16 protein-coding genes and 1 tRNA gene are annotated in these 26564 nt (G+C 36.9%); 10 read left to right on the top strand and 7 right to left on the bottom strand.

Annotated features, from left to right (window positions below):
- Nucleotides 1-80: 80 nt before the first annotated feature.
- The 5 genes from rseP to EXIGUO8A_RS08490 all read left to right on the top strand — a co-directional run bounded on the left by rseP (nucleotide 81) and on the right by EXIGUO8A_RS08490 (nucleotide 5487).
- Nucleotides 81-1433, top strand: a complete 1353-nt coding sequence (gene rseP, locus EXIGUO8A_RS08470) for an RIP metalloprotease RseP (protein ID WP_159302777.1) — start codon at nucleotides 81-83, stop codon at nucleotides 1431-1433.
- An 80-nt stretch (nucleotides 1434-1513) separates the two neighbouring features.
- Nucleotides 1514-1587, top strand: a tRNA-Asn gene (locus EXIGUO8A_RS08475).
- Nucleotides 1588-1872: 285 nt separating this feature from the next.
- On the top strand, nucleotides 1873-2352 hold the full coding sequence (locus EXIGUO8A_RS08480) for a biotin/lipoyl-containing protein (RefSeq protein ID WP_159302778.1): 480 nt from the start codon (nucleotides 1873-1875) through the stop codon (nucleotides 2350-2352).
- Between the two features lie 92 nt (nucleotides 2353-2444).
- Nucleotides 2445-3917: an acetyl-CoA carboxylase biotin carboxylase subunit gene (gene accC, locus EXIGUO8A_RS08485; RefSeq protein WP_159302779.1), complete on the top strand. Its 1473-nt coding sequence runs from the start codon at nucleotides 2445-2447 to the stop codon at nucleotides 3915-3917.
- A gap of 28 nt (nucleotides 3918-3945) precedes the next feature.
- Nucleotides 3946-5487, top strand: coding sequence for an acyl-CoA carboxylase subunit beta (locus EXIGUO8A_RS08490; protein ID WP_159302780.1), 1542 nt, complete (start codon nucleotides 3946-3948; stop codon nucleotides 5485-5487).
- Nucleotides 5488-5502: 15 nt separating this feature from the next.
- Here EXIGUO8A_RS08490 and EXIGUO8A_RS08495 read toward each other — a convergent pair whose 3' ends face one another.
- Nucleotides 5503-6528 (bottom strand): LacI family DNA-binding transcriptional regulator, encoded by a 1026-nt coding sequence (locus tag EXIGUO8A_RS08495; protein WP_159302781.1) that lies wholly within the window; start codon nucleotides 6526-6528, stop codon nucleotides 5503-5505.
- 194 nt (nucleotides 6529-6722) lie between these two features.
- On the opposite strand from EXIGUO8A_RS08495, the gene EXIGUO8A_RS08500 reads away from it, so the two are divergent.
- From EXIGUO8A_RS08500 to EXIGUO8A_RS08515, 4 genes are all read left to right on the top strand, one after another.
- Nucleotides 6723-9398: a TonB-dependent receptor gene (locus tag EXIGUO8A_RS08500; protein ID WP_159302782.1), complete on the top strand. Its 2676-nt coding sequence runs from the start codon at nucleotides 6723-6725 to the stop codon at nucleotides 9396-9398.
- 176 nt (nucleotides 9399-9574) lie between these two features.
- Nucleotides 9575-10888 carry an MGH1-like glycoside hydrolase domain-containing protein gene (locus EXIGUO8A_RS08505; protein ID WP_159302783.1) on the top strand — a complete coding sequence of 438 codons (1314 nt, stop codon included), beginning with the start codon at nucleotides 9575-9577 and terminating at the stop codon, nucleotides 10886-10888.
- 102 nt (nucleotides 10889-10990) lie between these two features.
- On the top strand, nucleotides 10991-12595 hold the full coding sequence (locus tag EXIGUO8A_RS08510) for a sodium:solute symporter (protein WP_159302784.1): 1605 nt from the start codon (nucleotides 10991-10993) through the stop codon (nucleotides 12593-12595).
- Nucleotides 12596-12605: 10 nt separating this feature from the next.
- Nucleotides 12606-13730: a glycerate kinase gene (locus tag EXIGUO8A_RS08515; RefSeq protein WP_159302785.1), complete on the top strand. Its 1125-nt coding sequence runs from the start codon at nucleotides 12606-12608 to the stop codon at nucleotides 13728-13730.
- Between the two features lie 21 nt (nucleotides 13731-13751).
- Here the strand turns inward: EXIGUO8A_RS08515 and EXIGUO8A_RS08520 are convergent, their stop codons facing one another.
- The 5 genes from EXIGUO8A_RS08520 to EXIGUO8A_RS08540 all read right to left on the bottom strand — a co-directional run bounded on the left by EXIGUO8A_RS08520 (nucleotide 13752) and on the right by EXIGUO8A_RS08540 (nucleotide 23494).
- On the bottom strand, nucleotides 13752-14735 hold the full coding sequence (locus tag EXIGUO8A_RS08520) for a sugar phosphate isomerase/epimerase family protein (RefSeq protein WP_159302786.1): 984 nt from the start codon (nucleotides 14733-14735) through the stop codon (nucleotides 13752-13754).
- 30 nt (nucleotides 14736-14765) lie between these two features.
- Entirely contained in the window at nucleotides 14766-15626 is an 861-nt protein-coding gene (locus tag EXIGUO8A_RS08525; protein ID WP_159302787.1) for a ThuA domain-containing protein, read from the bottom strand.
- Between the two features lie 12 nt (nucleotides 15627-15638).
- Nucleotides 15639-19100, bottom strand: a complete 3462-nt coding sequence (locus EXIGUO8A_RS08530; protein WP_159302788.1) for a ThuA domain-containing protein — start codon at nucleotides 19098-19100, stop codon at nucleotides 15639-15641.
- A 34-nt stretch (nucleotides 19101-19134) separates the two neighbouring features.
- Nucleotides 19135-20688: a sulfatase family protein gene (locus tag EXIGUO8A_RS08535; protein WP_159302789.1), complete on the bottom strand. Its 1554-nt coding sequence runs from the start codon at nucleotides 20686-20688 to the stop codon at nucleotides 19135-19137.
- A 124-nt stretch (nucleotides 20689-20812) separates the two neighbouring features.
- The gene (locus tag EXIGUO8A_RS08540; RefSeq protein ID WP_159302790.1) at nucleotides 20813-23494 is read right to left on the bottom strand and encodes a TonB-dependent receptor; all 2682 of its coding nucleotides are present in this window, start codon (nucleotides 23492-23494) and stop codon (nucleotides 20813-20815) included.
- Nucleotides 23495-23780: 286 nt separating this feature from the next.
- On the opposite strand from EXIGUO8A_RS08540, the gene EXIGUO8A_RS08545 reads away from it, so the two are divergent.
- Complete coding sequence (locus EXIGUO8A_RS08545; RefSeq protein ID WP_201304108.1) at nucleotides 23781-24620, top strand: NUDIX hydrolase; 840 nt, start codon at nucleotides 23781-23783, stop codon at nucleotides 24618-24620.
- A 164-nt stretch (nucleotides 24621-24784) separates the two neighbouring features.
- Here EXIGUO8A_RS08545 and EXIGUO8A_RS08550 read toward each other — a convergent pair whose 3' ends face one another.
- Nucleotides 24785-26560 (bottom strand): hypothetical protein, encoded by a 1776-nt coding sequence (locus EXIGUO8A_RS08550; RefSeq protein WP_159302791.1) that lies wholly within the window; start codon nucleotides 26558-26560, stop codon nucleotides 24785-24787.
- Between the last annotated feature and the right edge of the window lie 4 nt (nucleotides 26561-26564).

The raw sequence follows: 26564 nt of genomic DNA on the forward strand, positions 1-26564 counted from the left end.
ACCACTAGGTCAGCGGGTTTCTTTTTTTTAGCGGTTGTAAAAATGTACTTTTGTGCGATTTTAATTTTCAGGAAATAAGGATGAGCCCCATTGTAATAAAGACGATTCAATTTTTTTTAAGCCTTTCTATACTAATTGTACTACATGAGTTAGGGCATTTTATACCAGCTAAGTATTTTAAGACCAGAGTAGAGAAATTCTACTTGTTTTTTGATGTAAAGTTTTCACTTTTCAAAAAGAAAATTGGAGAGACCGAATATGGTATTGGTTGGTTGCCACTTGGCGGATACGTAAAAATATCTGGAATGATAGATGAGAGCATGGACAAAGAAGCCATGGCAGAAGAGCCTAAGGAGTGGGAGTTTAGAAGCAAACCGGCTTGGCAACGTTTAATAATAATGTTAGGCGGTGTAACGGTAAATTTCATTTTGGCCGTTGTTATTTTCATTGGCTTGGCGTATGCGTATGGTGAAACCTATATAGCAAATGATAGTTTAAAAGACGGAGTATGGGTTACCGATACTACATTGGGCGATGCTCTTGGAATAGAAACGGGAGATAAGGTCATTGCTGTTGATGGTAAAGAAATTGAAGCTTTGAATACCATAGTGCCAGAAGTGGTTTATGGAGAGAATATTACGATTGAACGAGCTGGTAGTACTATAGAGAAAGAAATTCCAGTTGATTTTATAGAAACTATTTCTAACAATAAAGAGAATGTTAGGTTTATTTCATACCGAAATCCGTTTGTTGTTAGGAGTATTCCAGAAGATTCTCCAAATAAAGATAGCGGATTTAAAGAAGGTGATGCTGTAGTTAAAATTGCCGGAACACCTGTGGAGTATCAAGATCAGGTTATTCCTGTATTAGCGGCTAACAAAGGTAAAACTGTTCCTATAGAAGTTATGCGGGAAGGTAATAAAGTATCATTGAATGCAAAAGTTTCTGACGAAGGTAAATTCGGTGTTTATGCGGGATTTAATACCATGGAAGAATATGAGGAAAAGGGCTATTTTAAATTTGAGACACTTAACTATACCTTTTTAGAATCTATACCCGCCGGATGGAACAAAGGTGTAAAGACCCTTACAGATTATATTAAAGGAATGAAGAAAATCTTTAATCCTGATACTGGTGCCTATAAAGAGGTTGGTGGTTTTGCCGCTATTGGTGGTATGTTCCCAGATACTTGGAACTGGCCAGCATTTTGGGCTACAACTGCCTTTATATCCATTATATTGGCTTTTATGAATATACTGCCAATACCAGCTTTAGATGGCGGACACGTTATGTTTTTGCTTTACGAAATGATTACGGGTAGAAAGCCAAGCGATAAGTTTTTAGAGTACGCTCAAATCACCGGATTCTTTATTTTAATAGCACTTTTACTGTTCGCAAACGGTAACGATGTTTATAAAGCGATATTTAAATAAAAAAAATAATTTATTTGTTTGGCGACTTTCAAAAAACTACTATATTTGCACCCGCTTTAGGAAACTAAAACGGGTTATTTTCCTCCTTAGCTCAGTTGGTTAGAGCATCTGACTGTTAATCAGAGGGTCCTTGGTTCGAGCCCAAGAGGGGGAGCAAAAAGCGAAATCCAATCTATTTATTTAGGTTGGATTTTTTGTTTTTGCTCAATATTGACGGTGCTTTGCGCTGTTCTGTCCGATATATCTACTTTTCCCCTTAAAAACTATATTTCACTGTAACACCAGAATTTTAGTGTTCTTATCGGTGTACTTTTTTGTAATAATACAAATTCTAATTATTTAAATAATTGGGAGTAATGTCATTTCAAGTCGCTTCAAATTATCGCCAATCTTTTTCAATATCTTTGGTAAACACTCATATTGTTTTATTCGATCTTATATGGCAGACTATCTAATTACCGTAAACGAAGAAGAGTTAGAATACAAAACTAGCGATACTGATTCTTTAGATTGTATTTCCGTTAATTCACAAACACTTCATGTTTTAGAAAATAATAGGGCTTTTGAGGTAGAAATACTCGATACAGATTTTTTGAATAAGACGATGTCATTGTCGGTCAACGGAAATAGATACGACTTAAAGATTGAAGATGAATACGATCAGCAGGTCAAGAAAATGGGATTGCTTGCGGTTACTACTCAGAAATTAAACGAAGTAAAAGCACCAATGCCAGGTTTAATTGTAGATGTAATGGTTGAGATAGGGCAAGAGATTGTAGAGGGTACTCCTTTATTGGTTTTGTCGGCAATGAAAATGGAAAATATTATTCTTGCTCAAGGCGAGGGTATCGTAAAATCTATTGAAGTTAAAAAAGACGATACTGTAGAAAAAGGACAGTTGATTATTGAAATGGAATAGAAATACAAGATGGTCATAAGAGAATACTCTTCAGTTATAAATACTGAATCGTTACGTAGTTAAATCTCGATTATCGAGTAAATTAAGTTTGAATGAAGAAAATACTAATAGCCAATAGAGGTGAAATAGCTTTGCGAATAATGAAGACTGCCCAGAAAATGGGTATCAAAACAGTTGCTGTTTATTCAGAAGTCGACCGCCATTCGCCACACGTAAAATTCGCTGATGAAGCGGTTTTATTAGGTCCAGCGCCATCATCGGAATCTTACTTGGTCATGGAAAAAGTTATCGATGCAGCAAAGGTGACCGGTGCAGAAGGTATTCACCCAGGTTACGGTTTTTTAAGTGAGAATGCTGCTTTTGCACAAATGGTTGAAGATAATGGTATTACGTTTATCGGTCCTAAGCCCCATGCGATTAAAGTGATGGGAAATAAACTAGCGGCAAAAGAAGCGGTTCGCGATTATGATATTCCTATGGTGCCAGGCATAGAAGAGGCTATAACCGATGTTGCATTAGCTGAAAAGGCAGCTAAGCAAATTGGATTTCCTATTTTAATAAAAGCTTCCGCAGGTGGTGGTGGTAAGGGAATGCGCGTTGTAGAGAACTTAAAAGATCTGCCAGATCAAATGGATAGGGCTATCAGTGAGGCATTAGCTGCTTTTGGTGATGGTTCCGTTTTTATAGAAAAGTACGTAGGTTTACCGAGGCATATAGAAATTCAAATTTTAGCGGATACGCATGGTAATACCGTTCATTTGTTTGAACGGGAATGCAGTGTGCAAAGAAGGCATCAAAAAGTAGTAGAAGAAGCTCCTTCAGCAGTTCTAACGCCGGAAATTAGAAAGCGTATGGGCGAAGCTGCCATCAAAGTAGCAAAAGCATGTGACTACGTAGGTGCAGGTACGGTGGAGTTCTTACTTGATGAAAATAAGAATTTCTACTTCTTGGAAATGAATACGAGATTGCAGGTAGAGCATCCGGTGTCTGAGTTGATATCTGGTATTGATTTGGTAGAGCAGCAAATAAAAGTAGCCAGAGGCGAAGAGTTAGCTTTTACACAAGACGATTTGAAAATTAAAGGTCATGCGCTTGAAGTACGTGTGTATGCAGAAGATCCGTTGGCTAATTTTATGCCGAGTATAGGAAAGCTGTCAACCTACAAAAAACCGGTTGGTGAAGGTATACGTGTGGATGATGGTTTTGAAGAAGGTATGGAAGTACCCATCTATTACGACCCTATGATTTCTAAGTTGATTACCTATGGAAAGAATAGGGAAGAGGCTATACAATTAATGATTAAAGCTATTGATAATTATAAAGTAGAAGGCGTTGCCACAACCTTACCTTTTGGAAAATTTGTGTGTGAGCACGAAGCTTTTACATCAGGGAATTTTGATACTCATTTTGTTAAAAACTACTATTCTCCAGAGCATTTAGAAAAGCAATATACAGAAGAAAGACGAATAGCAGCTTTAACAGCATTAAAATTGTATTTGGATAACGATAAAATATTAAAAATTCCGTCTGAGGTATCTTCTAACTGGCAGAAGAGTAGGGTGTAGCATTGTAAATTGTATTTGAACGAGTAGCATGAAAGATAATAAAGAGATATTAGCAGAGAAACTGGCATTGGCGAAATTGGGTGGTGGTCAAGAACGTATTGACAAACAGCACGCTAAAGGAAAGTTAACTGCTTATGAACGTATTCATTTTTTGCTGGATGAAGGTTCATTTGAAGAAATGGGTGCCTTGGTTACCCACCGTACCAAAGATTTTGGTATGGACAAGCAAGTCTTTTATGGAGACGGAGTAGTAACGGGTTATGGTACAATCAACGGTAGGCAAGTTTGTGTTTTTGCACAAGATTTTACTGTTTTTGGAGGAGCATTATCCGAAACGCATGCTGAAAAAATTTGTAAGATCATGGACCTGGCCATGAAGATTGGTGTGCCAATGATTGGATTAAACGATAGTGGGGGAGCCCGAATTCAAGAAGGTGTACGATCCTTAGGTGGCTATGCGGATATTTTCCATAAAAATGTAATGGCATCGGGGGTGATTCCTCAGATTTCTGCGATAATGGGTCCTTGTGCCGGTGGTGCGGTGTACTCTCCAGCAATGACCGATTTTACCTTAATGGTAGAGAATTCTAGTTATATGTTCGTTACCGGTCCAAATGTGGTGAAGACGGTAACCAATGAAGAAGTAACCTCAGAAGAACTCGGTGGTGCATTAACGCATGCAACTAAATCTGGAGTAACCCATCTTACGGCAGCTAACGATATTCAATGTATCAACCAGATTAAACAGATAATTAGTTATATGCCTCAAAATTGTGAGGATAAACCAACCGATATACTATTTGTTCCAGGTAACGAGGTTCGTGATGTACTAGAGGATATTGTTCCTGAAAATGCAAATCAACCTTATGATATGCGCAACGTTATCAATGGAATTATAGATCAAGATTCATTCTTTGAAATTCATGAAGCCTATGCAGATAATATTGTTGTCGGTTTTGCAAGATTAGGAGGAAAAAGTATTGGTATTGTTGCCAATCAGCCAATTAGTCTCGCAGGTGTACTTGATGTTGATAGCTCTAAAAAGGCAGCGCGTTTTACACGCTTTTGCGATTGTTTTAATATCCCACTTTTGGTATTGGTAGATGTTCCAGGATTCTTGCCGGGTACCGATCAAGAATGGAACGGTATTATTACTAATGGTGCTAAATTACTATATGCTTTAAGTGAGGCAACAGTGCCTAAGGTAACCGTAATTACTAGAAAAGCATACGGTGGTGCGTATGATGTTATGAATTCTAAACATATTGGTGCCGATTTAAATTATGCTTGGCCAGGTGCAGAAATTGCGGTAATGGGAGCTAAAGGTGCAAGTGAGATCATTTTTAGAAAGGAAATAAGCGCTGCCGATAATCCAGAAGCTAAACTGGCGGAAAAAGAAGCTGAATACGCTAAACTATTTGCAAATCCTTACAGTGCTGCCCAAAGAGGATTTGTAGATGAGGTTATTCTGCCAAAAAACACTAGAAGAAAGTTGATAAAAGCGTATACTATGCTAGAGAATAAAGTAGCGACCTTGCCAAAGAAGAAGCATGGCAATATTCCATTATAATCTATTCTTGCCTTTTTAAACCATTAGTGAAGAATCCCTAACAATTAAACTGGTCTTAATTTCAACGGTTTTAGTGTTTACTTCGTTGGTAGGGCTTACTATTTCTTCAATTAAGAAACGAACCGCTGTACGTCCAATTTTGTCACCGGGTTGATCTACTGTGGTCAAAGCCGGACTAATAATAGTAGAATTGATCGAGTTGCTGAAACCTACTACGGCAATTTCGTCCGGTATTTTAATCTTAAACTTATGTAACGCTTTAATCGCTCCAATTGCAGCATTATCGGTAATGGCAAAAATGGCATCGGGTCGTTTTTTCATGCTTATAAGAATATTGGCCAATCGTCTTCCGTTCCCCAATGAGATATCTTCGGTACTTAGAATCAACTTATCTCGTACCGGTATATCATATTGATTTAATGCCCTTAAATAACCAGCGAATCTTTTTTCTGAATTGTATGAGTTTTCGGTTTCTTTAATAATAGCTATTCGTTTCTTACCGAGTTCTATTAAATGTTCAACAGCATTAAATGCAGCTTCTTCTTCATTGATAACTACTTGTGTGCAGGGTATTTTACTTGATACCTTGTCGAACAAAACAATAGGGATACGATTTAAAACCTTTAAAACCTCTTCTACATCTTTTGTTTTTCGTGCCAATGACATTAATACGCCATCAACTCCAAACTGTGTCATGGTATTCAACATTTCTATTTGCTTGGTATCGTCATTATTAGATTCTGATATAATGACACGGTAGCCTCTTAACTCGGCCTCCTCAATAATACCTTTTATAATGGTAGAAGTGAATAAGTGCGAGATGTTTGGCACGATGACACCTAGTATGTGAGTTTCTCTTGAACGGAAGCCTCTAGCAAATAAATTGGGAACATAATTCATTTGCTTGGCCAATTTTTTCACTTTCTCCTTAGTTTCTAGACTGATGTCCGGGTGGTCGTTAAGGGCTCTTGAAACTGTTGAAATGGATAAACTCAGTTCTTTAGAAAGCTCTTTTAAAGTGGTGTTTCTTTTTTTGCTCATGGTTGAAAATGAGTAAATTATATGTTTATTGAAGGAATAACAATAATACAAAATAAATTGCAAACGTTTCCGCAAACGTTTGCAATGATATTTCATTAATTTTTGGTTAATAGAATGCTATATTCACATAATTTGGCTTCATAATCAACGATTTGATAATTTAAATCGACTCAACTTAAAAAAACTCAAACATTATGAAGAAAATTATTTTTGCGGTAATCGGACTTCTTATCAGTGCAAGCTCCCTTGCACAGACCGATATTTCTGGAACCGTAACAGACAATTTAGGAGAACCAATTCCCGGTGCTAATATTTTAATAGCAGGTAGTACGTCGGGTACAACATCAGATTTTGATGGTAATTTTTCTTTTTCAACAGACCTTACAGGTGAACAAATATTACGTATATCATATATAGGTTTTACTTCGGTAGATAAACCGTTGTCTTTAGACGGTACCGCACAAACAGTAAATGTTGTGCTGCAAGAAGGTGGTCAGTTATTAGATGAGGTAGTTTTAACGGCATCTAGTACGTTTCGTTCTCAAAAGCAGGCTCCTTTATCTATTAGTTCTGTAAAAATGAAAGAAATAACTAAGCTATCCGCTAACAGTCAGGCAGATATTCTTAGAAGTGTCCCAGGTATTACCGCAGAAGGTGGTGGTGGTGAAACGGCAAGTAATATATTTGTTAGGGGTCTTCCATCCGGTGGTCAATATGTGTTTAATCCGCTACAATATGATGGTATGCCTTTGATCAGTTCATTCGGTCTTAACTCTTCTGCGCATGATGTTTATGCTAGACCAGATATAGGTTTTAAAGGTGTAGAATTTGTTCGTGGTGGTGCAGCTGTATTATACGGTGCAGGTTCTGTTGCCGGTATTATTAACTACACTAGTAAAACGGGAGATACCAACCCGGGTAACATTATTAATATAGAAGTAGCCAACCAAGGTAGAATTAAAACAGATTTCTATTCTGGTGGTCAGTTAGGTGGCGAGGATTCTAATACCTACTATGCTTTTACTGGTTTTGTACGTCATGATAGAGGTCCTATAGATGTAGGTTTGCCAACAAAGGGTGTTCAGTTTAGAGGTAATATTAAAAAGAAATTCGATAACGGATCATTTACTTTAAGCGGACAGTTTATTGACGATAAGGCTCAATTTTATCTTCCTATTCCTTTAAGCGGCGGTAGTAGAGAACGTATTAACGGTAATGACGGTGACCCGGTTGAGCAATTGTTATCCGGTGATTTGGCGAATACCTCGTTCAACACACCAGGTGGAACCTATAATAGTCCTATTTCAGATGGTGTTGCTACTTCCGGTGGTTACCTTATGGGTGATTTCAATTACAGATTTGAAGACGACCTTAAATTAACCTCCAAAATTAAATATGCAAACTACAAGCACAACTTTGCACTTTATGTTGGTGGTAGCGGAAATAACGGAAACCCTATCACATTAGATAATTATGTAGAAAGTATTGCTCCTGGTAATTTAGGGTATACCGCAGAGTACCAAAGTGGATCAGGTGCTCAAATTAACGGTAACGACTTGGTAATTGATAACCTTCATGTAGATCGTTTGCGCCCAATGACAGATTACTCTGGTGAGATTAACCTTACCAAATCTATTGAAACTGCAAATGGCGGTAATCATAACATTACCGTAGGTTCTTATATAGCTCGTACAGAAGCAGAAGATGTTAACTATCAATATAGAGTGTTGACAGAGTTCAATAACAATCCGCAATTGGTAAACTTAAATTACACCGATGCTAGTGGTAACAATGTAATATACTCTCAAGGTGGTTTGTATGATAGAATTGGCCAGACGGCAAATAACTTTCTTTCTCAAAACAGACTTGCACTTTACATAACAGATGAGATGATCTTGGATAAATGGCGTTTTGATGTTGGTTTCAGATGGGAGCATACCGATGGTATTAATAGCCGTGGTGGTATTATGAGCGAAACGGTATATGCCGATCCAGAACTTACTACTGGCTTAAGTGATGTGCAAACTGCAGATGGAACGTTCTTGAGAACTGAAGTAAATGCAAATGCATGGGCACTTTCTCTAGCAGGTCTTTACGAGTTAACGGAAACAACCAACTTATATGCTAACTTTTCGAAAGGATATTTCTTTCCACAATTAAGAGGTTTTGCTCCGGTAGCTGGTATTTCTGAGAGCCCGTACGATGCTGAAAATATTATTCAGTTTGAAGCGGGTGCAAAATTCGGAAATCAAAAATTTTCTGGTTCTGTTGCTGGGTATTATGTAGGTCTTAAAGATCGTATCTCTATTAGACAAGCCATTGTTGGTGGTCAGTTAATAGATGAAACAAGAGCAGAGCAAAATACAAGAACAATAGGTATTGAGGCAACTTGGGATTATAGTCTTGCCCAGTACTTAAACCTTCGTGGTAATGCTACGTACCAAAACCATGAGATTACAAAAAATACCGATTTTGATTTGGTGAACGGTACATCTACAGAAGCCAACGTAGGTAATGAATTGGCTAGACAGCCAAACTTGTTGGGCGGCTTAGGATTGTATTATGACAATGCTGCTTTCGATGCCAATTTCGGATTCAACTATACAGGTTCCAAATATACCGATGATACCAATAATATAGAATTAGATGCTATAACCATTGGCAGATTAGGTGCCGGTTACACATTCTCTAAAGAGGATAACAACAATTCGGTTCGTTTAGGGGTATCGGTCTTTAATTTATTCGATAGTGACGGAATTACAGAAGGGAACCCAAGAGCAGGTTCAGCAGGTCAAACGGAATCTCAATTCTTTGTAGGTAGACCAATTTTACCTAGAAGATTGTTCGTAACGGCTACTTTCAATTTCTAAAAATTTGTGTTGTTAGTTTAAGTTTAAATGATGAGCACATTGGTGGTTGGAGAATTACCAATGTGTTTTTTTACTCGATAATCGAGATTTAATTGCTCCGACGCCTGAGTCGAAGTGATAATTATTTTTCAATTCAAAACCTAGTGGGGTGGCCCCAAGGTTATTTATGAGATAATATGAAGCAAGAATTATATAAAAAGGCAATTGCTGTATTAGATGCAAATTTTCAAGATGGAGGTTTTACCATACCAAGCGCAGGGCTGTATCCTTTTCAATGGAAGTGGGATTCTGGGTTTATCGCTATCGGTTTTGCCCATTATGATGTAGAAAAGGCAAAAACCGAAATGAGAACATTGTTAGATTCTCAATGGGGTAACGGATTTATACCGCATATCGTTTTTCATACGGATAACGATTCATATTTCCCCGGAGCAGATTTTCATCAATCTGAATTGCACCCATTGTCCTCTAAAAAATATAGGTCTACGGGTATGACGCAACCACCTGTTTCTGGTTTTGTGTTGCAAGAAATGCATCGTATTGCTGAGGATAAAAATGATATGTTGAACTTTATCAAAGAAGAAATCGACAAGGTTTTTGATAATCACGTGTACTTCTATGAAAATAGAGACCCCAAAGATGAAGGTTTGGTATACATCTATCACAACTGGGAATCTGGTACTGACAACTCACCTGTTTGGGATGATATCTGGGATACTATGAATCCGCCAGAATATAATTTCGTTAGAAAAGATACAACGCATGTAGATGCTTCTCAACGTCCTTCTAAAAGAGAGTATGATCACTACTTGTATATTATAGACATTGCTAAACAGAATAATTATGACGATGGTAAAATAGCGGAATTGTCTCCTTTTTTGGTACAAGATCCATTGTTCAATGCCATGCTAATAAAATCCAATCAAGCTTTAATTGAATTGTATGAGTTAATTGGGGGTAATGAAGATAAGATTAAAACCTTATTACAATGGCAAGCTAAGAGTATTGCAAGTTTTAACGAGAAGTTATTTGATGTTGAACTTGGTGCCTACGTGCACTATGATCTAAGAAATGAAAAAGCTATTCGCCATATTACGTCTTCATCGTTTTCACCTTTATTCGCAAATATTCCTTCGCCTGAAAGAGCCAAGGTGCTGGTGAATACCATGATGGATAAATTTGGAGGAGACGATAGATACCTATGTGCATCATTCGATCCTACGAACGATCGATTTAATCCCAGAAAATATTGGAGAGGTCCTGTTTGGATTAACATGAACTGGATGCTTTTTCTTGGGCTTAAAAACTATGATTTTTCAAATGTAGCTGAGCAAATGAAAAAAGATAGTATAGAGCTGATCGAGAGATATGGTTTTTACGAATATTTTGACTGTAGAAAAGATACGGGCAATGAGAAACCTACCGGATACGGCGGTAATAATTTCTCTTGGAGCGCCGCTTTATATATTGATATGGTGAATACCGATTAAAACTGATGTGTTATGAATTATATTGATTACTTTTTAATTGTATTCTACCTATTCGGTATTATTATGGTTGGCTTTTTAATCAAAAAAAATAGAAACTAAGGTATGAACTACGTTGACTATATCATTATTGTTGTTTATTTGGCAGGCTTTTTAGGGTTGGGCTTTATGTTCAAGGAGAACAACTCTGGTGGCGATTACTTTTTGGGTGGTCGAAAAACATCATGGCTGCCGCTAAGCCTTTCGGCAATGGCAACGCAATTATCAGCTATAAGCTTTATTTCTGCACCTGCATTTGTAGGTCTTAAAGATGGTGGAGGCATGCAGTGGCTAACGTACGAGTTTGGCGTGCCCCTGGCAATGGCTTTTTTACTTATTGCAGTATTGCCTACGTTATATAAATCTGGTATTGTTAGCGTATATGAATATCTGGAGAAAAGATTTGACTCCTCTTCCCGTCTTTTAATAAGCTTTGTATTTCAAATTAGCAGATCGGTAGCAACAGGGGTTATGGTGTATACTATGGCTCTAATTCTACAGGCAACCATTGGACTGGATTTTTGGATTTCTATATTGATCATCGGCCTTATCACTATGGTGTATTCATTTCAAGGAGGGATGAAAGCGGTTATCTGGGGAGATGTAATTCAGATGAGTATTCTATTTATAGGTATTATCATTTGTCTGTATTTTGGTTTTAGTGAGCTTGGTGGAGTAGATAATTTTCTAACTCACGTGGATACCGATAGAATTACAGCGGTAGACTTTAGTAAATGGGGTTTTAATAATGCGGACGGAAATGATGAATTTGGTTTTTGGCCCATGGTCATAGGCGGATTTTTTCTATATGCGTCCTACTACGGTACGGATCAAACCCAATCGCAACGATTGTTATCTTCAAGTAGCATGTCTAACCTTAAAAAACTAATGATGGCAAACGGACTTCTTCGTTTTCCGTTTACATTGACTTATTGTATTATGGGGCTTGTGTTGGGTACGTTATTATTGCAAGATGTAACTTTTCAAGAGCAAATGGAAACGGTTTATCAAGCTAATATTGGCTCTCTAGCGGGTAAAAAGGCAGATTTAATGGTACCGGTTTTTATCATAAAATATTTACCTAACGGGGTAATAGGAATTTTGATCGTGGCAATTATGTCTGCAGCTATGTCTACATTAAGCTCAACGGTAAATTCACTTTCTGCTGTAACTATGGAAGACTTTGTGAAAAGGTTCAATCCAAATATGCCCGATAAAAAGTACATGACCTATTCTAAACTCTTGTCCATATTTTGGGGACTTGTATGCTTGTTCTTCGCTTTTTTTGCAGGTAATATAGAGGGCACGGTTATAGAGGTGATCAATAAGATAAGTTCGGTTTTCTATGGTCCAATTTTAGCAGCTTTTATTTTGGCTATCCTGACCAAGAAAACACATGCGCTTGGAGCAAATATTGGTATAGTGGCAGGTGTTTTGTTCAATGTTTATCTATGGTTGTATGTGCCACAGATCTTTTGGTTCTGGTGGAATGCTCTTGGTTGTTTGGTGACGGTATTGGTGGCACTTGCGGTTAGCTACACTGTTAAAAGAACGGTAAACGAAGGGTTAAAAGTAGAATACTATTCAGGTAAAAAAGAGGTAATGATATTGATTGCCTATTTTGTAGCCATTATAGCGTTCAGTGTTGTATTACCGAATATTTTAAATTAATCTTACATCGATGAAATTTGTAATAGCACCAGATAAGTTTAAAGGTTCCTTAACCGGTTTCGAATTTTGCGATGCCGTGGAAGAAGGACTCCGAATGGTGTTCAACGATGCCGAAATTTTGAAAAGACCGTTGGCAGATGGTGGTGATGGTACAATGGAAGTCGCTAAACATTATATAAAAGGAGAAAAAGTTGCAGTAACGGTAAACGACCCACTTTTTAGACCCATTAATGCTTCTTATCTATATTCTGATGAAACAAAAATAGCCTACATAGAAATGGCAGAAGCATCAGGAATAAAATTGCTTTCAGAAGATGAGCGAAATTGCATGGAAACCACAACTTCGGGCACAGGAGAATTGATTTATGATGCACTGGAAAAAGGTGCAGTTGAAATTATTTTAGGTATTGGCGGTAGTGCAACCAACGATGGGGGTATGGGCATGGCTAATGCTTTGGGATATCGATTTTTAGATGGGGAAGGACAAGAATTGTCACCTGTGGGTAAAAATCTCTCTGAGGTTAAATCAATTGATGATTCCAACAAACACCCGCAACTTGACAAGATAACCGTTAAGGTGGCATGTGATGTTACCAATCCTTTTTATGGATTGCAAGGTGCCGCTTATATTTATGGGGCACAAAAAGGTGCTTCTGAAAATGAGATTATATTTCTGAATCAAGGTCTATGTAATTTTGCCGAAATTATTAAGAATCGCTATGAAATCGATTTACAAAAAGTAAGTGGCGCCGGTGCAGCTGGCGGAGTAGGAGGTGGTGCCCTTGTTTTTCTAAATGGGGAATTAATTTCCGGGAATAATTTGGTAAAAGAATTGGCAGATTTTGATAATGCCATTAATGGTGCAGATTGGATAATAACCGGTGAAGGTCAGTTAGACGAACAAACACTTTCCGGTAAGACAATAGATGGGGTCGTGAAATCTGCAAAGCTTAAAAAAATTCCTATTGCCGCACTCTGCGGATCGGTAAGTATAACCGTGGCACAACAAAAAAAATTCGGACTGGATTATGTAGCCTCAATTGTTAGAGGTGTTTCTACGTTAAAACAAGCTATGGAACAGAGTAGGGATAATCTTGTAATCGCTAGCTTTAATTTTGCAAGTTTGATTAGGTAGGTTATTCAATTTATATAGTTGTTACATTGATTTTTGTATCAGGTTTTTGGTAGCTATTATTCCTTCTTCATTGCTTACATAACCTTCAATACCTTGTGCATGCATTAATCCGCCTTCATATTCTATACCGATGATACCGTTAAACCCAGATTTTTCTATAATATTAAAAATTCGTTTGTAATCCATTTCGGTTTCATTTCCCTGTGCATCGAATTTATGAGTTTTGGCACTTACCCCTTTGGCATATGGCATTAACTCTTCAATACCCAAGTACATATCATATTGTTCCAAACATTTGGTGTTCATATATCCGGCTATATCCATCGTTTCGGGCTTAGTGCGGTTGATACAGAAATTACCGAAATCAGGTAATACCCCGGCTCTTTTATGGTTTAGCTGTTTCATAATATTTGCCAACCATTTGCCATTGCAAGAATGACCTACATGATTTTCGACTATAATATTCATGTCATGATCATCGCCATATTTTAAAAGTTTGCTGTAGCCTTCTAAAGCGGCATCGGCAACGGCTTCAGCACTGCCTGTTTGCTCTAAACTACCTAAGTTGACTCTAATGGAGCTACAGCCCAATATTTTTGCGGCATCCACAAATTTGTAATGACTCTCTACGGCATGTTCTCTTTTGGTTTTATCAAGGTCGGCGATATTCTCATCATCCACCATGATTAGATGATTTGTTACCCCTAAGTCATCAGTTCGTAATTTAAGTTCTTTAAAGAATGAAGGGTCGTTCATTTTATCGGCAAAAAACATAGAAACATATTCAACAATGTTAACGCCAAAATCCTTTTGTGCTCTAGCGGGGAATTCTAAGGTATTATGTTTTCCCATAAAAAATTCTGAAGCCAAAGAGAATTGCGCCAATGAAATGGGATAGTTGTTGGCAATGCTATTTGCGTACAGGGAATTTGGTAAAGTGGTCAATAAACCTGTGCCTAAAGTTCCAAGACCTATTTGTTTGATAAATTTTCGTCTTTTATTCATGTGTATATTTTTAAATAATCATTTTATATTTTAAAATCTACCTGCCCAATTGATGGCATTCTCCAATAATATTAAATGCCCCGGTTCTTTGAACGCTTCGCCACTATGCCCTAATGAGGAATATATTACCCTTCCTTTTTTTAAAGGGCGGTACCATACTACAGGGTGATCTTCTCCCATTCCCCAGTCCTTATCCGATGCCAGTATTGGAATATTTCCATTGGGGTTAATGGTAGATTCATCAACGGTATATAAAACATCAAAACCTTTATCTCTTGGATTGTCAAAAAACATGTACCATTCCTCGTGTCTTTCCCATGTTTCATCTAAACCAATGGTCAATTTAGGATCGCTTTCTTCTAGGTACATTGTTGCGGTTTGAAATTGTGGGTCAATGGGATGATGGGAGAATAGGGTGCCCAAGACTTCTTGCGTATACCAATCCCATTGATGGGAATTGTCACCAGCTGCATGAATGCCTACAAAGCCTCCACCATTCTCTAGATAATTTTTAAAATGCTGACGTTGCTCTTCGTCTAAGGTTTTTCCACTGGTATTGTTCCATATGACCACATCGAATTTCTGTAATTGCTCTGAATTGAATACGGCTCCATTATCTGTCAAGAATAGTTTCCATCCATTATCATTCGCCATTTTTTCAAAAGCAGGTAACGACTTTTCTATTGCATCACCATGTCTAAATCCATTTGTTTTGGAGAATACCAATACGGTATTGCCGGTAAAGTTATTTGGAAGCTCTGGAGGTGTACTGTCATAAAAATTAATGCCATAAAGTGCTTTGTACATAAATATACCCATGCCAATGAACATCAACAAAATGACCCCTAATATGGCTAATAATACCTTTTTGATTGTACGTTTAAAACTCATAATACTAAAGAATTAGTTCAATGATTTATTTGAAAACTCTAGCCAATCTATAACACCGACCATAGTACCTTCATCTTTTTCTTCAGATTTAAAAACCACATATAGATTCTCTCTTCCTTCAATTGAAGTGTTAAAATTGGTTTGAAACTCTTTTAGCCCAAATTCGGTAAGACCTACCTCAATAACAATAGTGCCTATCAATTCACCGTTTATTCCACCAATGCGAAATTCTACATTACCTCCTTTGATCATACCTGCAGCTACAGCAAATCGACCTTTTACGCCTTTAACACCAGAAAGGTCCAAATCTTTGTACATGAAATAAGAATCTTTTTGACCTATTGCAATTCCTAAAGACTCTTCTAAATCAGGTATGGTGCCAGCCGGTACGTTCATTTTTTGAGAAGAACCTTCGTCAAAATTTTCCGCCTCTAATTTTGGGTAGCGTAGTAAAAATGTTTGCTGTGCATTGAGCCCTTCTATTTCACCACCGCCCAAATCGGTATAGCTTGCCGTAAGTACATATGTACCTTGGGTTTTACTACCAATATGAGATTTACTGGTATAACTGCCTGATGGCGGATATTTAGATTTTTTAGGAGTAGCGCTTTCTGATAAACCTAAAATATATTCAGCCATTTGCTTGGCTTCGGTAGTACTTAAACCTGGGTGAGCTGCCATTGGTACTTGACCCCAATTGCCGCTACCACCATTTATGATTTTATTACCTAGCATTTCAGTGGAACCAGCAATGGCTGCATACTTGTTGGCAATATCCATATACGATGGTCCTATAGATTTGTCAGACTCTTTATGACATGCCATACAATCCGATGCATTTATTAGGTTTAGCCCTACGGATGATTGTGCGGCATCACTCATGTCAGAGTGATTTTTCATGGCGAGAACCTTGTCGTTTCCTTCCGCTAAATAATCGAATGAGACAATTACCCGTGATGCATCTAAAGAACCATCTGATAACTTACCATCTTCTGCATCGGTAACATCTACTTTATAGTCAATGTTGACAGGTGCATTGGGCCAATAAAAACTGCCATTACCACCTGTAATTTCCCATGAAAGCTTGGGTAGTTCATTACCGACCATGATTTCTGTTTCGGTTTGTGATTTTTTACCCTCGGAATCGGTAACCTCTAGCTTTACCTTGTACTTTCCAGATTCATTGAAAACATGAACAGGATTTACTTCTGATGAAGTTTCATCGCCCTCACCAAAAGTCCATTTGTACGTTAGTTCATCACCATCATAATCAATTGAGTTTCTACCGGCAAAGTTTACCGTCAATGGGTCTGCGCCAATAGTTTTGTCTGCAGCTATTTCTGCTTTAGGTGCTCTGTTTCCTTTAATATATTCTATGCGAGATAGTGTGGCATTGGCATTTTGAGAAAACCAACCTGTACCATATTCTAAAATATATAACGCTCCATCTGGTCCAAAAATCATGTCTATGGTATTGTTGAATTTCATGTTTGGCAGAATTTGGGTCATTTTTTCAAAAGAACCATCCTCTTTCATGGTTATGGCAAAAATCCATCCACGCATCCAATCATATGCCAGTAACTTTCCATCGAAATAATCTGGCCAACTCAATTCACTTTCACTATAATCTTCGCTATAGTAAATAGGACCTGCCATAGCGTTTCTTGAGCCACTACCCAAAGCCGGGAACTTATCTGATACCGCATATGGATAATATATCATTGCCGGTTGCGATGGTGGTAATTCTCGTAACCCGGTATTATTGGGCGATTCGTTAATTGGTTTTAAGGAGTCGTAAGCAACACCAGTAGAATTCTTAACGTAATCTCGTGAATGGTATGGTTGATTGTCAGCTATTAAATATGGCCAACCGAAATTACCGGCACGTTGTGCCTGATTAATTTCATCATACCCTTTGGGTCCAAGGTTTAAAGAATCTCCGTTTGCATCAGGACCAATTTCGCCCCAATATAAAAACCCTGTTTTCGAATCAATCGATATTCTATAAGGGTTACGGTTGCCCATAATGTAAATTTCAGGACGTGTTTTTGGTGTCCCTTCCGTAAATAAATTTCCTTCGGGTATGCTGTAAGTGCCATCGGCTTCTGGCTTAATTCGTAGAATTTTGCCTCTTAGATCATTGGTGTTCCCTGCAGATTTTTGTGCATCCCAAGCTGACCTTCCTTCACTATTATCCAAAGGTGCGAAACCATCTACACGCGGACTTGTATTGTCGCCTGTAGACAGATAAAGGTTTCCATCTGGACCAAATCCTACAGAGCCACCAGAGTGACAACATTCATCGCGTTGTGTTTTAACTTGCAGTAGAATCTTTTCCGTTGATAGATCGAGTGTGTAATCAGCTAGTTTAAAGCGAGATAAATTTTGGTTATTAGCATTCTTATTCTCTGAATAATACAGATAAACCCAATTATTCTCTTTGTAATTAGGATCAACGGCAATACCTAATAAACCATCTTCTAAGCCCGAGAATACATCAAGGGTAGTAATCAAGGAATCCTTTCCTTTTTCTAGGTCATAAATATTAATCCCTCCTTTACGTTCTACATAAATAATTTCTTTTTCCGATAAAAAATCAAGCTCCATAGGTTCATTTAGGTTTTGAGTGAACATCACTTTGTTGAACCTATTTTCTTCTGGTACCAATTCAGAATATGCCTTGCTATAATCTACAGGTTGCCCTAACCCAATAGCATATTTGAGACCTCCTTTTAAATGGCTTAAGAATTTTACATCTGAAAACTGTTCGTTGGTATGCCCAAGACCTGTATAAAAAGACCTTCCACCATCATATTCTTTGTACCATGCAATAGGGTGGTTGGCACCATTGGTGCCACCTTCATATGTAGATTCGTCTAACGTAATTAAAACGGTATTGGCGGGTTCAATAGATTTAAAACTATACCACTCATCTGCAACGGTCCATGAAGATGGTAATGAATCGGTAGCTGCATGATTGGGCTGTACTACATTTACCTTACCTTCTTGTACGTTTGGGTTTAAAGGATGACTATCAAAATATGCACCTGCCAATTTACCGTACCAAGGCCAACCATATTCTGTGTCTGTCGCTGCATGTATACCAACGAAACCACCACCAGCTTGTATAAAGCGTTCCATTTGGCTCTGCTGTACGGGGTCTAATACATTACCTGTGGTATTTAAAAATACCACCGCCATAAAATCTTTTAGGTTATTCTCATTAAAATCTTCGGCGTCTTCTGTAGCAACAACTGTAAAGTTATTGGCTTCTCCAATTTTTTTAATGGCTTCTATTCCTGGTTCAATAGACTCGTGTCTATAACCTTCGGTTTTGGAAAAAACCAGAACCTTTACTTCTGCTGGTTTAAGCATAAAGTAACCTACCAAAGCGAGTATGGCAATTAAAATAGCAAGTACAACCAACACCCTGATTATTCTTCTTTTAGTTCTTCCTTTTTTTACTTCTTTCATTTTACTAATGATTATGTGTTCGATGGATTTTTAGTTAGTTTAACCAACCACGCTTGTTATTTTTCAAGTCTAGTTCTTCTATTTTTTTATTCATTTGAAGCTCCAAATCTTTTGAAATGTCTGGGTATTTTTCAATAAGATTGTGTGTTTCACCATCAAGTAATAAATCATTCAGCTGTGGTTTTTGGTTCTTTACGAAACCGATAGTGCCAAATAAAGGCATTGCTTGGTAGGCAGCTACATGATATTTATATCTATCATTACGAATACCTTTGATCTCTCCGTTTGAGTTTTTGGTATAGTACAAATAATCGTGTGGAGATTTTTTTCCTTGTAATATTGGCCAAATGTTTTTACCGTCTATCATACGGTCTTTTGGTACTGGTATATTCAGAACATTTAATAGTGTAGGAAAAAAGTCTGTATTCATTGCCATTTGATCGGTCTCTAAGCCTGCTGGTAAGTGGTTTTTCCATTGAACGATAAGAGGTACTCGTTGACCACCTTCAAAAGTGGTTTGTTTTTTACCTTTTAAATTGCCGGCGCTGCCATTTAAGTCGGCACCATTATCACTGGTAATAATGACTATTGTATTTTCTTCTAATCCGTTTTTTTGTAAGGCATCCATCACAACTTTTACACTTCTGTCAAGGTCTTCTACGATATCGCCGTACAGACCCCCATCTGATTCACCTGCATGGTCTTTTGAAGCATAATGTGGTACATGCGGAAAAGAATGGGCAAAATATAATAAGAACGGATTGTCTTTATTATCCGTAATAAATTTTGTTGCATTTTCAGTATATAAGTGGGTCAATTTTGATTGGTCAAGCCCAGGGGTTTTTATATCGTCTTGATGGTCTGTATGTAGTTTACTGCCATCTACCATTTCTGTTTTGTCCTCAATTTCAATGTCCTCGTTTCTATACACGTGTAAAGGCAACATATCATTACTATAGTGAACACCATAGAAATGGTCAAAACCAAAATCGTTGGGTAAGTGACCATTGGTATCTCCTAAGTGCCATTTACCCATCATGCCAGTGGTATATCCCGCAGCTTTAAACACCTCAGGTAAAAGAATTTCGTCTTGTGGCAATTCGTTTTTATTGCCCATCATTTTCTGTACGTTTGCGAAAGTAGATCCTGTTTGAAAGTATACATTACCTGCTAATGTTCGTATGGGGAGTCTGCCTGTTAACATACCTGCGCGAGATGGGGTACATACTGGCGAACTGGAGTAAAAATTAGTGAATTTTACCCCTTTACGGGCAACACTATCAATATTCGGAGTTTGTATAAGCTTGTTGCCATATGAACTGAGGTCACCATGCCCTAAATCGTCGAACATGATTATTACAACATTTGGTTTCAACGAATCTGAAATATGTTGCGAAGAAATATCTTCTAAATAAGAAGTTTTATGATTTAAATGTGTTGGGTTTTCTGGCTCATAGCTGCTTACCTTAATTGGATACCAAATAAATACGATACAAAGTACTGCAATAATTAGTAGGGCAACTAAATAACCCAAAATGGAAACCAAAGATTTCCATATGCGGTAGAGTATTTTAAAAAACTTTTTCATGTTCTTAGTTTAAAGGTTCTAGAGAGGTAAAATGATGTGGTTTTAATAAATGATTATATGAGCTAAGCCATTCTATTTAAAGAATGACTTTCGCCCACACAATTATTAAACTAAACACAATGAATTAAAATTTATAGGTCATATTTATAAAGAATGTTCGTGGCAGGTTTCTTCTTCCCAATCTTGGTGTACCGTCAATTGTATCAATGTCAACAAACTGATCTCCTCTAGTATTACCTTCTGTTAGTTGTATGGAGTTGAATAAATTGGCTACATTGAAATTGAGATTCAAGGATTTTGAAAAGTTATATCCGGCACCTACATATACTTCAGAAAAGCCTTTAAGTTCTACATTGTTGGCAGGTGTAGACCATCTTTTGGAATAATACCTTAGTCCGGTAAAAGCATTTAATTTTTTTGCCGAGTAATTTATGGTCATATCAGCGGTAAGTTTAGGAACCCTCTCTGCTGTGTTTCCTGCCCAATCGAATGTTTGCCCTTCAACGAACGTACCTTCATTTGCAGTAAATGTTAGATCTGTATACTCAGGATCTTGTATTGTGGTAATTAATCTTAAATTGAAGTTCTTGTCTATTTTATAGGAAGCTTCTATTTCTGCCGATATAGTTCTTGAAGAAATAAATATTTGTTGAGACACAAGACCACTTGGTCCAGGTATGGCGATGCTTTTTGCTAAATTGTTTACATCTGCATAAATCAATGATGAAAATAAACCAAAGCTAGGTGAGCTGTACTTAAAACCAACTTCACCTTGTCTAATTACCCTAGTATCTAATTCAGATAACGCAGTAGGATCGGCAGCATCAGCTGTAAAATCACCTAACTTAAGGCCGTTATAACCTCTACTACCTCTTGCAAATAGAGCAAAACCTTCGTTGAATTTATAATTAAGACCTATGGATGCTACCCAGTTACCCTGACTTTCGTCAAAAGCCACAGGGTCACCAATAGTATAGCCAGCACCGCCGGCAAATATTGAAGATCCTTCTTTACCGAAGTTGTTTCCTTTTAACGATTTGTGGTCGTAACGAAAACCGGTATCTATTCGCAGTTTATCGGATACTTCCAATTCATCTGTTATGTAAATGGAAAATGTATTTTCTGTACCATCTGCTTGTGTAATACCGCCTGGAGCTAATAATGCTACAGGTAAGAATGCCGATGCATTAGGGTCATTTGCAATCAATAATCTTGGGGCGTGTGTAAGTTCTTTGGTAACCAATGCTTGAGAACTAGAACTCTCTAACTGATACTTAAAATATTCAAGACCAATAGTTAGTCCGTTTTTATCGCCTCTTTTAGATATTTCTAGTCTATTGATAAGGTTTTTATACTTATTGTCTGATGCTATAATAACAGCGCCCATACCTAAACCATTACCATTTAAGTTGGCTACATCTGCAACTTGGGTTCCATCAGTATAGAAATAAGAATTATTTGTGTCTAAGGTTGTTATATCAGTTAAAATATCAGTATCGTTATTGTGTGTAATGTCATCTATTCTAAAGTTGTTTTTAAAGAACCAGTTATTTCCCAATTCATGTTTGAATTCAAATCCGCCCGAAATTAAATTGGTATAAAAACCATCTTGAACATCTCTTTCAACAACTTCTCCACTCGGCAAAGTATAACTGTATTGGGTATCTGCACCGTTTAAACCTGCACCGTCTTTTTTATTATCAAAACCAGGTACATCACCTAAATCACCATTTTTGTTAAAAATGTATGGTGAAGTTAGGTTCCAATTTACGTTTTCATGAATGAATTTTGTATAAACTCTAATAGAGCCTTTATCTAAATATTTTACAACATTTGCTTTGATCTGCCCACCTTTGTTTGCAGCATAACCATAGTCATAAACACCGTCATCGGTTCTTAAAAACCCACCGATGTTGTAATGCAACCCTTCTGATATTGGTCCGCCTAAATTAAGGTCTAATCGATACATATCTTGATTAGGACTTGTAGATATTTTGACTAATCCTTCAAATTCATTACCGCCTGTTTTAGTTATATTGTTTACTAAAGCGCCAGCGGCACCTTGCATAATTATTGGAGCGGTACCACCTCTAATAGCTTCCGACTGTTTTATGGTTGCATCTACTTTAAAAAATTGATCGGGAGAAGGAATTGAATTTGTACCTGCTTGAAAAACAGGTAAACCATCTTCCATAATACCCATAAAAGCATAGCCGCCATCAGGAAACCCTCTTACTCTTACATTACCAGGTCCGTCACCACCAGTACTTTCTACCCATAAACCTGGTACAGATTTTAATAGATCTGCACTGTTACGAATAACACGGCTTTCCATTTCCTTAACGCTTAGTGTAGAAATAGCCACACTTGATTCAATCTTTTTACGAGGATTTGTAGTACCTGTTAGTACTACTTCTTCAAGTGATAATGCACTTTCAATTAAGGTGATGTCGATGGTTGTTTTGCCTTCTATTAACACCTCTTGTTGTGCAAAGCCAGAGTAGGAGAATAATAATTTAGTAGCAGCATTAGGTATTGTAATTGTGTAGTTACCGTCAAAATCAGAAACAGAACCAATGGTAGTATTTACAACCTGTACTGTTGCCCCAGGCAGCGGTTCACCTCTTTCATCTTTGATAGTACCGGTAATTGTAGATTCTTGTAGTACGTCATCAAAACTATGGTTTGTAGAAGCCCAAGAGTTGAAAACATACAGTAACGATAGCAATAAGAACATCGTTGAGGTGCCAATTCTTAACTGAAGAAAGGACTTACTTGTTGAGTTAGGTTGATTGTTGGTTTTCATAATAGCGTTATGTTAAAATACAATTTATATTGTATCAATTTAATACAATAGTATATAATTATTTCTATATTGCCAAAAAAGAACATAAAAAATTACGTTTATCTCTTTTTTAATCGTTAATAATTAATGAATATGTAGTTTTGAGAGTAAATGTAAATGTGTGTAATTAATTAGCTATACTTGGTAATCTCAAAGAATTGATGATTTAATTGATTGGTGAAAATCAAATCTTAGCAAATAGAAGTAATGAGCTAAAGTGGTGATTATCTTTACGACATGAGTAATGATGAAGACTTATAAAGAAAATATTATGAAACCTGTAATAGATGATGTTACTAGTTATATAGTGCAAAATTATTTAAGTATAAATGTTTTTGACATTAATGATTATCAACCGGGTCATTCGGTGGATTGTGTGATTTTTGGATACCAAGATCAAGAATTGAAAATTCTACTTATGAAAATGAAATTTGGGGAGTTTTACGCTTTACCGGGTGGATTTATTAAGATTAACGAGCATATAGATATGGCTGCTCAGCGTGTTTTGTATGATCGTACGGGATTAAAAGATATATTTTTGGAACAATTTTATACGTTTGGGGCAGAAAAAAGACCATCATTATGGGATATTAAAAATGAAAAAGGAGAGCCGTTGTTCGAACAAATTTCCGAAGTTAACCCCGAGTTGGCCATATGGTTGGAAAAAAGATTTATGACCACTGGTTATTTTGCTTTTGTTGATATAAATAAAGCAGCACTCAGTCCGGATATTGCTAGTGCTTCGTGCGATTGGGTCAATGTTGCGAATATTCCAGAACTTCTATTTGACCATTCGTTTATAGTTCAAAAATGTTTAGAACAAATAAGAATACAGTTAAATTACTTACCAATCAGTAAATCTTTATTACCAGAAACATTTACCATTAGCGATGTTCAAAAATTATATGAAGCAATTCTTGGTATTAAACTTGTACGAAGTAATTTTCAGAGAAAGTTTTTAAAACTTGATATTTTAATCCGTTTAGAGAAAAAAATGACCGGAGCTTCAAACAAAGCCCCTTATTTATATATGTTCGACGAGGAAAAATACAATGCTTTATTGCAAAAAGGAATCGGATTGATTTAATCACTTAACGGCTAAGCATATTTATGCATTTTTTCACATCAAAGATTTGTATTCAGATGAATAGGGTGGTGAATAGTTTTAATTAGTTTCGATACTGGTTTAATCTGTTTAGATAAAGATCATTAGTTAAACAGACGTTCAGAGTTTATTTTAATTGAATAGTACTACATGCTATTTTTACTTACTTCAATTTCCTTGATAATCGTTAAAGGCTTACCATAAGTTGTAAATCCGTTCAGCATGATCTCATAGGTGCCTTCAAGGTCAGAAGTATAGAATTCAAAATTGTAATCGCTATCGGTGATGTTAAAGGTTGGTTTCCATAATAACATTCTTCTGTAATCCGGAATTCTATCATAAGAAACATCCTCCGGTGGATAAGATTGTACAAAATAGTTCTTTTTGGCTACGGGTTGGGTAAACGGTACAACTAGGCTATTTTTAGCAGTATAGGTGTCTAGAAAATTTGCATCGAAAGTTTCAATAGAAATAATACCTTGATACTCTTTTTGACCCAAACGAAATTGATCTCTTGTCAAGCTTATTTTTTCAATGTTTCGGGCATCAAAGGTTCTGATTTTTTCGTGATGAGGTATGAATACCCCGTCTATTAAGACAATGGCAGGAAAATCGTTGTAATCTTCATCATAAGATTTAAAATCTTGACCAATTCTTATATAGGCGTCACTGGTATTCACTTTTCTAAAGCCTGCGAATTTTACTACTTCTACCAAAGTTTCTTCAAGGGTAGGAAAACGCGTGTATTCATCAAGAATGATAACTTCTGGTATGCCACCGTTAAAAATATCTATGGGATTACTTTGTAAAATAGAATCTGGTTTGGCACCAAAGAACTGATTTTCTATTTGGTTTAGTACGCTTCTGCTCTTTATATATTCCGCCTGCTGTTTTGATAATCTGAAATTTGCGAATGATAGATCGGTTATATCAATATGCTTAGGTGTTCCTTTTTCTATAGTATACGTTTCGCTTTGGTCTTCAACCTGTATTACCGCCATTGGGTTTTTACGGTCTTTGCGTATGTAAGAATAGAAATTTCCATTTTGGTCGGTTTTTGAAAACTTCAATAATGATTCTTTCCCAGGAATAGAAATAACAACGGGAAGGTTCTCAGCAGGTAATCCTGTCTTAGTATTTTTTACGGTGCCGTAAACTAGCTCTCCTCGTTGTTCTGGCAAAAAAATGCTATCGCCAATAGTTTGTTTGATTTCCTTGTCGGCATTGAAGTAGGCATTGCCATAAGTAATGGAGTTTAACGCGGGCGGAACATCAATTTCTTCTTTTCTTTTCACCTTGAGGGTATATGAACCATGACCTAAAGCTCCTTTGTAATTTTTAATGGATAAGTTCACTTTTTCTCTTGGGAGATATGAAGCTTTTGAAGTTTTTAAAGAAATGATCGATGCGTCTGAAACTGATTTTTTGTCTAGATTGTTTTTATCAATGTTAGCTGTGGTTTTGTTCAATAGTAAGGTTTGATCAGCCATATATGGGTTGATAATGATTATATCGTCTTTAAAAACCTGAGGTAGACCTGAATTTTTCATCCATTGCGTATAGCCTAAAAGTTTATATCTGCCCGACGGTATATCGGTCGTGATAAAAAAGTCACCATATCCATGTCCTTTATTCAACTTTATCTTATGTTCAAAAACGAACTCTTTAGCTTCGTTTACCAGTGCTACATAACCAATGGTACTTATGTTGGTAGGCTTATTAGTTTGAGCGTTAAAACAATGTATAGTGTAATACAGGTATTCTCCAGAGAACGATAATGGACCGCTATGATCCACATATGCTTTTTCTTGAGGTACTTTTTTTAGACTCAAAAGGTCGCTACCATCTTTGATTACATATTGGGCGCTACCGAGATTGGCGATTAAAATGATTATTGCGGTAAGTATTTGTGTTGTCTTCATAAGT

This window comes from Maribacter litoralis, assembly GCF_902506355.1.
Classification (GTDB): domain Bacteria; phylum Bacteroidota; class Bacteroidia; order Flavobacteriales; family Flavobacteriaceae; genus Maribacter; species Maribacter litoralis.

Excerpts from the sequence above, each read along its gene's own strand:
- rseP (WP_159302777.1), top strand. The coding sequence starts at position 81 with ATGAGCCCCATTGTAATAAAGACGATTCAATTTTTTTTAAGCCTTTCT.
- EXIGUO8A_RS08480 (WP_159302778.1), top strand. The coding sequence starts at position 1,873 with ATGGCAGACTATCTAATTACCGTAAACGAAGAAGAGTTAGAATACAAA.
- accC (WP_159302779.1), top strand. The coding sequence starts at position 2,445 with ATGAAGAAAATACTAATAGCCAATAGAGGTGAAATAGCTTTGCGAATA.
- EXIGUO8A_RS08490 (WP_159302780.1), top strand. The coding sequence starts at position 3,946 with ATGAAAGATAATAAAGAGATATTAGCAGAGAAACTGGCATTGGCGAAA.
- EXIGUO8A_RS08495 (WP_159302781.1), bottom strand. The coding sequence starts at position 6,528 with ATGAGCAAAAAAAGAAACACCACTTTAAAAGAGCTTTCTAAAGAACTG.
- EXIGUO8A_RS08500 (WP_159302782.1), top strand. The coding sequence starts at position 6,723 with ATGAAGAAAATTATTTTTGCGGTAATCGGACTTCTTATCAGTGCAAGC.
- EXIGUO8A_RS08505 (WP_159302783.1), top strand. The coding sequence starts at position 9,575 with ATGAAGCAAGAATTATATAAAAAGGCAATTGCTGTATTAGATGCAAAT.
- EXIGUO8A_RS08510 (WP_159302784.1), top strand. The coding sequence starts at position 10,991 with ATGAACTACGTTGACTATATCATTATTGTTGTTTATTTGGCAGGCTTT.
- EXIGUO8A_RS08515 (WP_159302785.1), top strand. The coding sequence starts at position 12,606 with ATGAAATTTGTAATAGCACCAGATAAGTTTAAAGGTTCCTTAACCGGT.
- EXIGUO8A_RS08520 (WP_159302786.1), bottom strand. The coding sequence starts at position 14,735 with ATGAATAAAAGACGAAAATTTATCAAACAAATAGGTCTTGGAACTTTA.
- EXIGUO8A_RS08525 (WP_159302787.1), bottom strand. The coding sequence starts at position 15,626 with ATGAGTTTTAAACGTACAATCAAAAAGGTATTATTAGCCATATTAGGG.
- EXIGUO8A_RS08530 (WP_159302788.1), bottom strand. The coding sequence starts at position 19,100 with ATGAAAGAAGTAAAAAAAGGAAGAACTAAAAGAAGAATAATCAGGGTG.
- EXIGUO8A_RS08535 (WP_159302789.1), bottom strand. The coding sequence starts at position 20,688 with ATGAAAAAGTTTTTTAAAATACTCTACCGCATATGGAAATCTTTGGTT.
- EXIGUO8A_RS08540 (WP_159302790.1), bottom strand. The coding sequence starts at position 23,494 with ATGAAAACCAACAATCAACCTAACTCAACAAGTAAGTCCTTTCTTCAG.
- EXIGUO8A_RS08545 (WP_201304108.1), top strand. The coding sequence starts at position 23,781 with ATGAAGACTTATAAAGAAAATATTATGAAACCTGTAATAGATGATGTT.
- EXIGUO8A_RS08550 (WP_159302791.1), bottom strand. The coding sequence starts at position 26,560 with ATGAAGACAACACAAATACTTACCGCAATAATCATTTTAATCGCCAAT.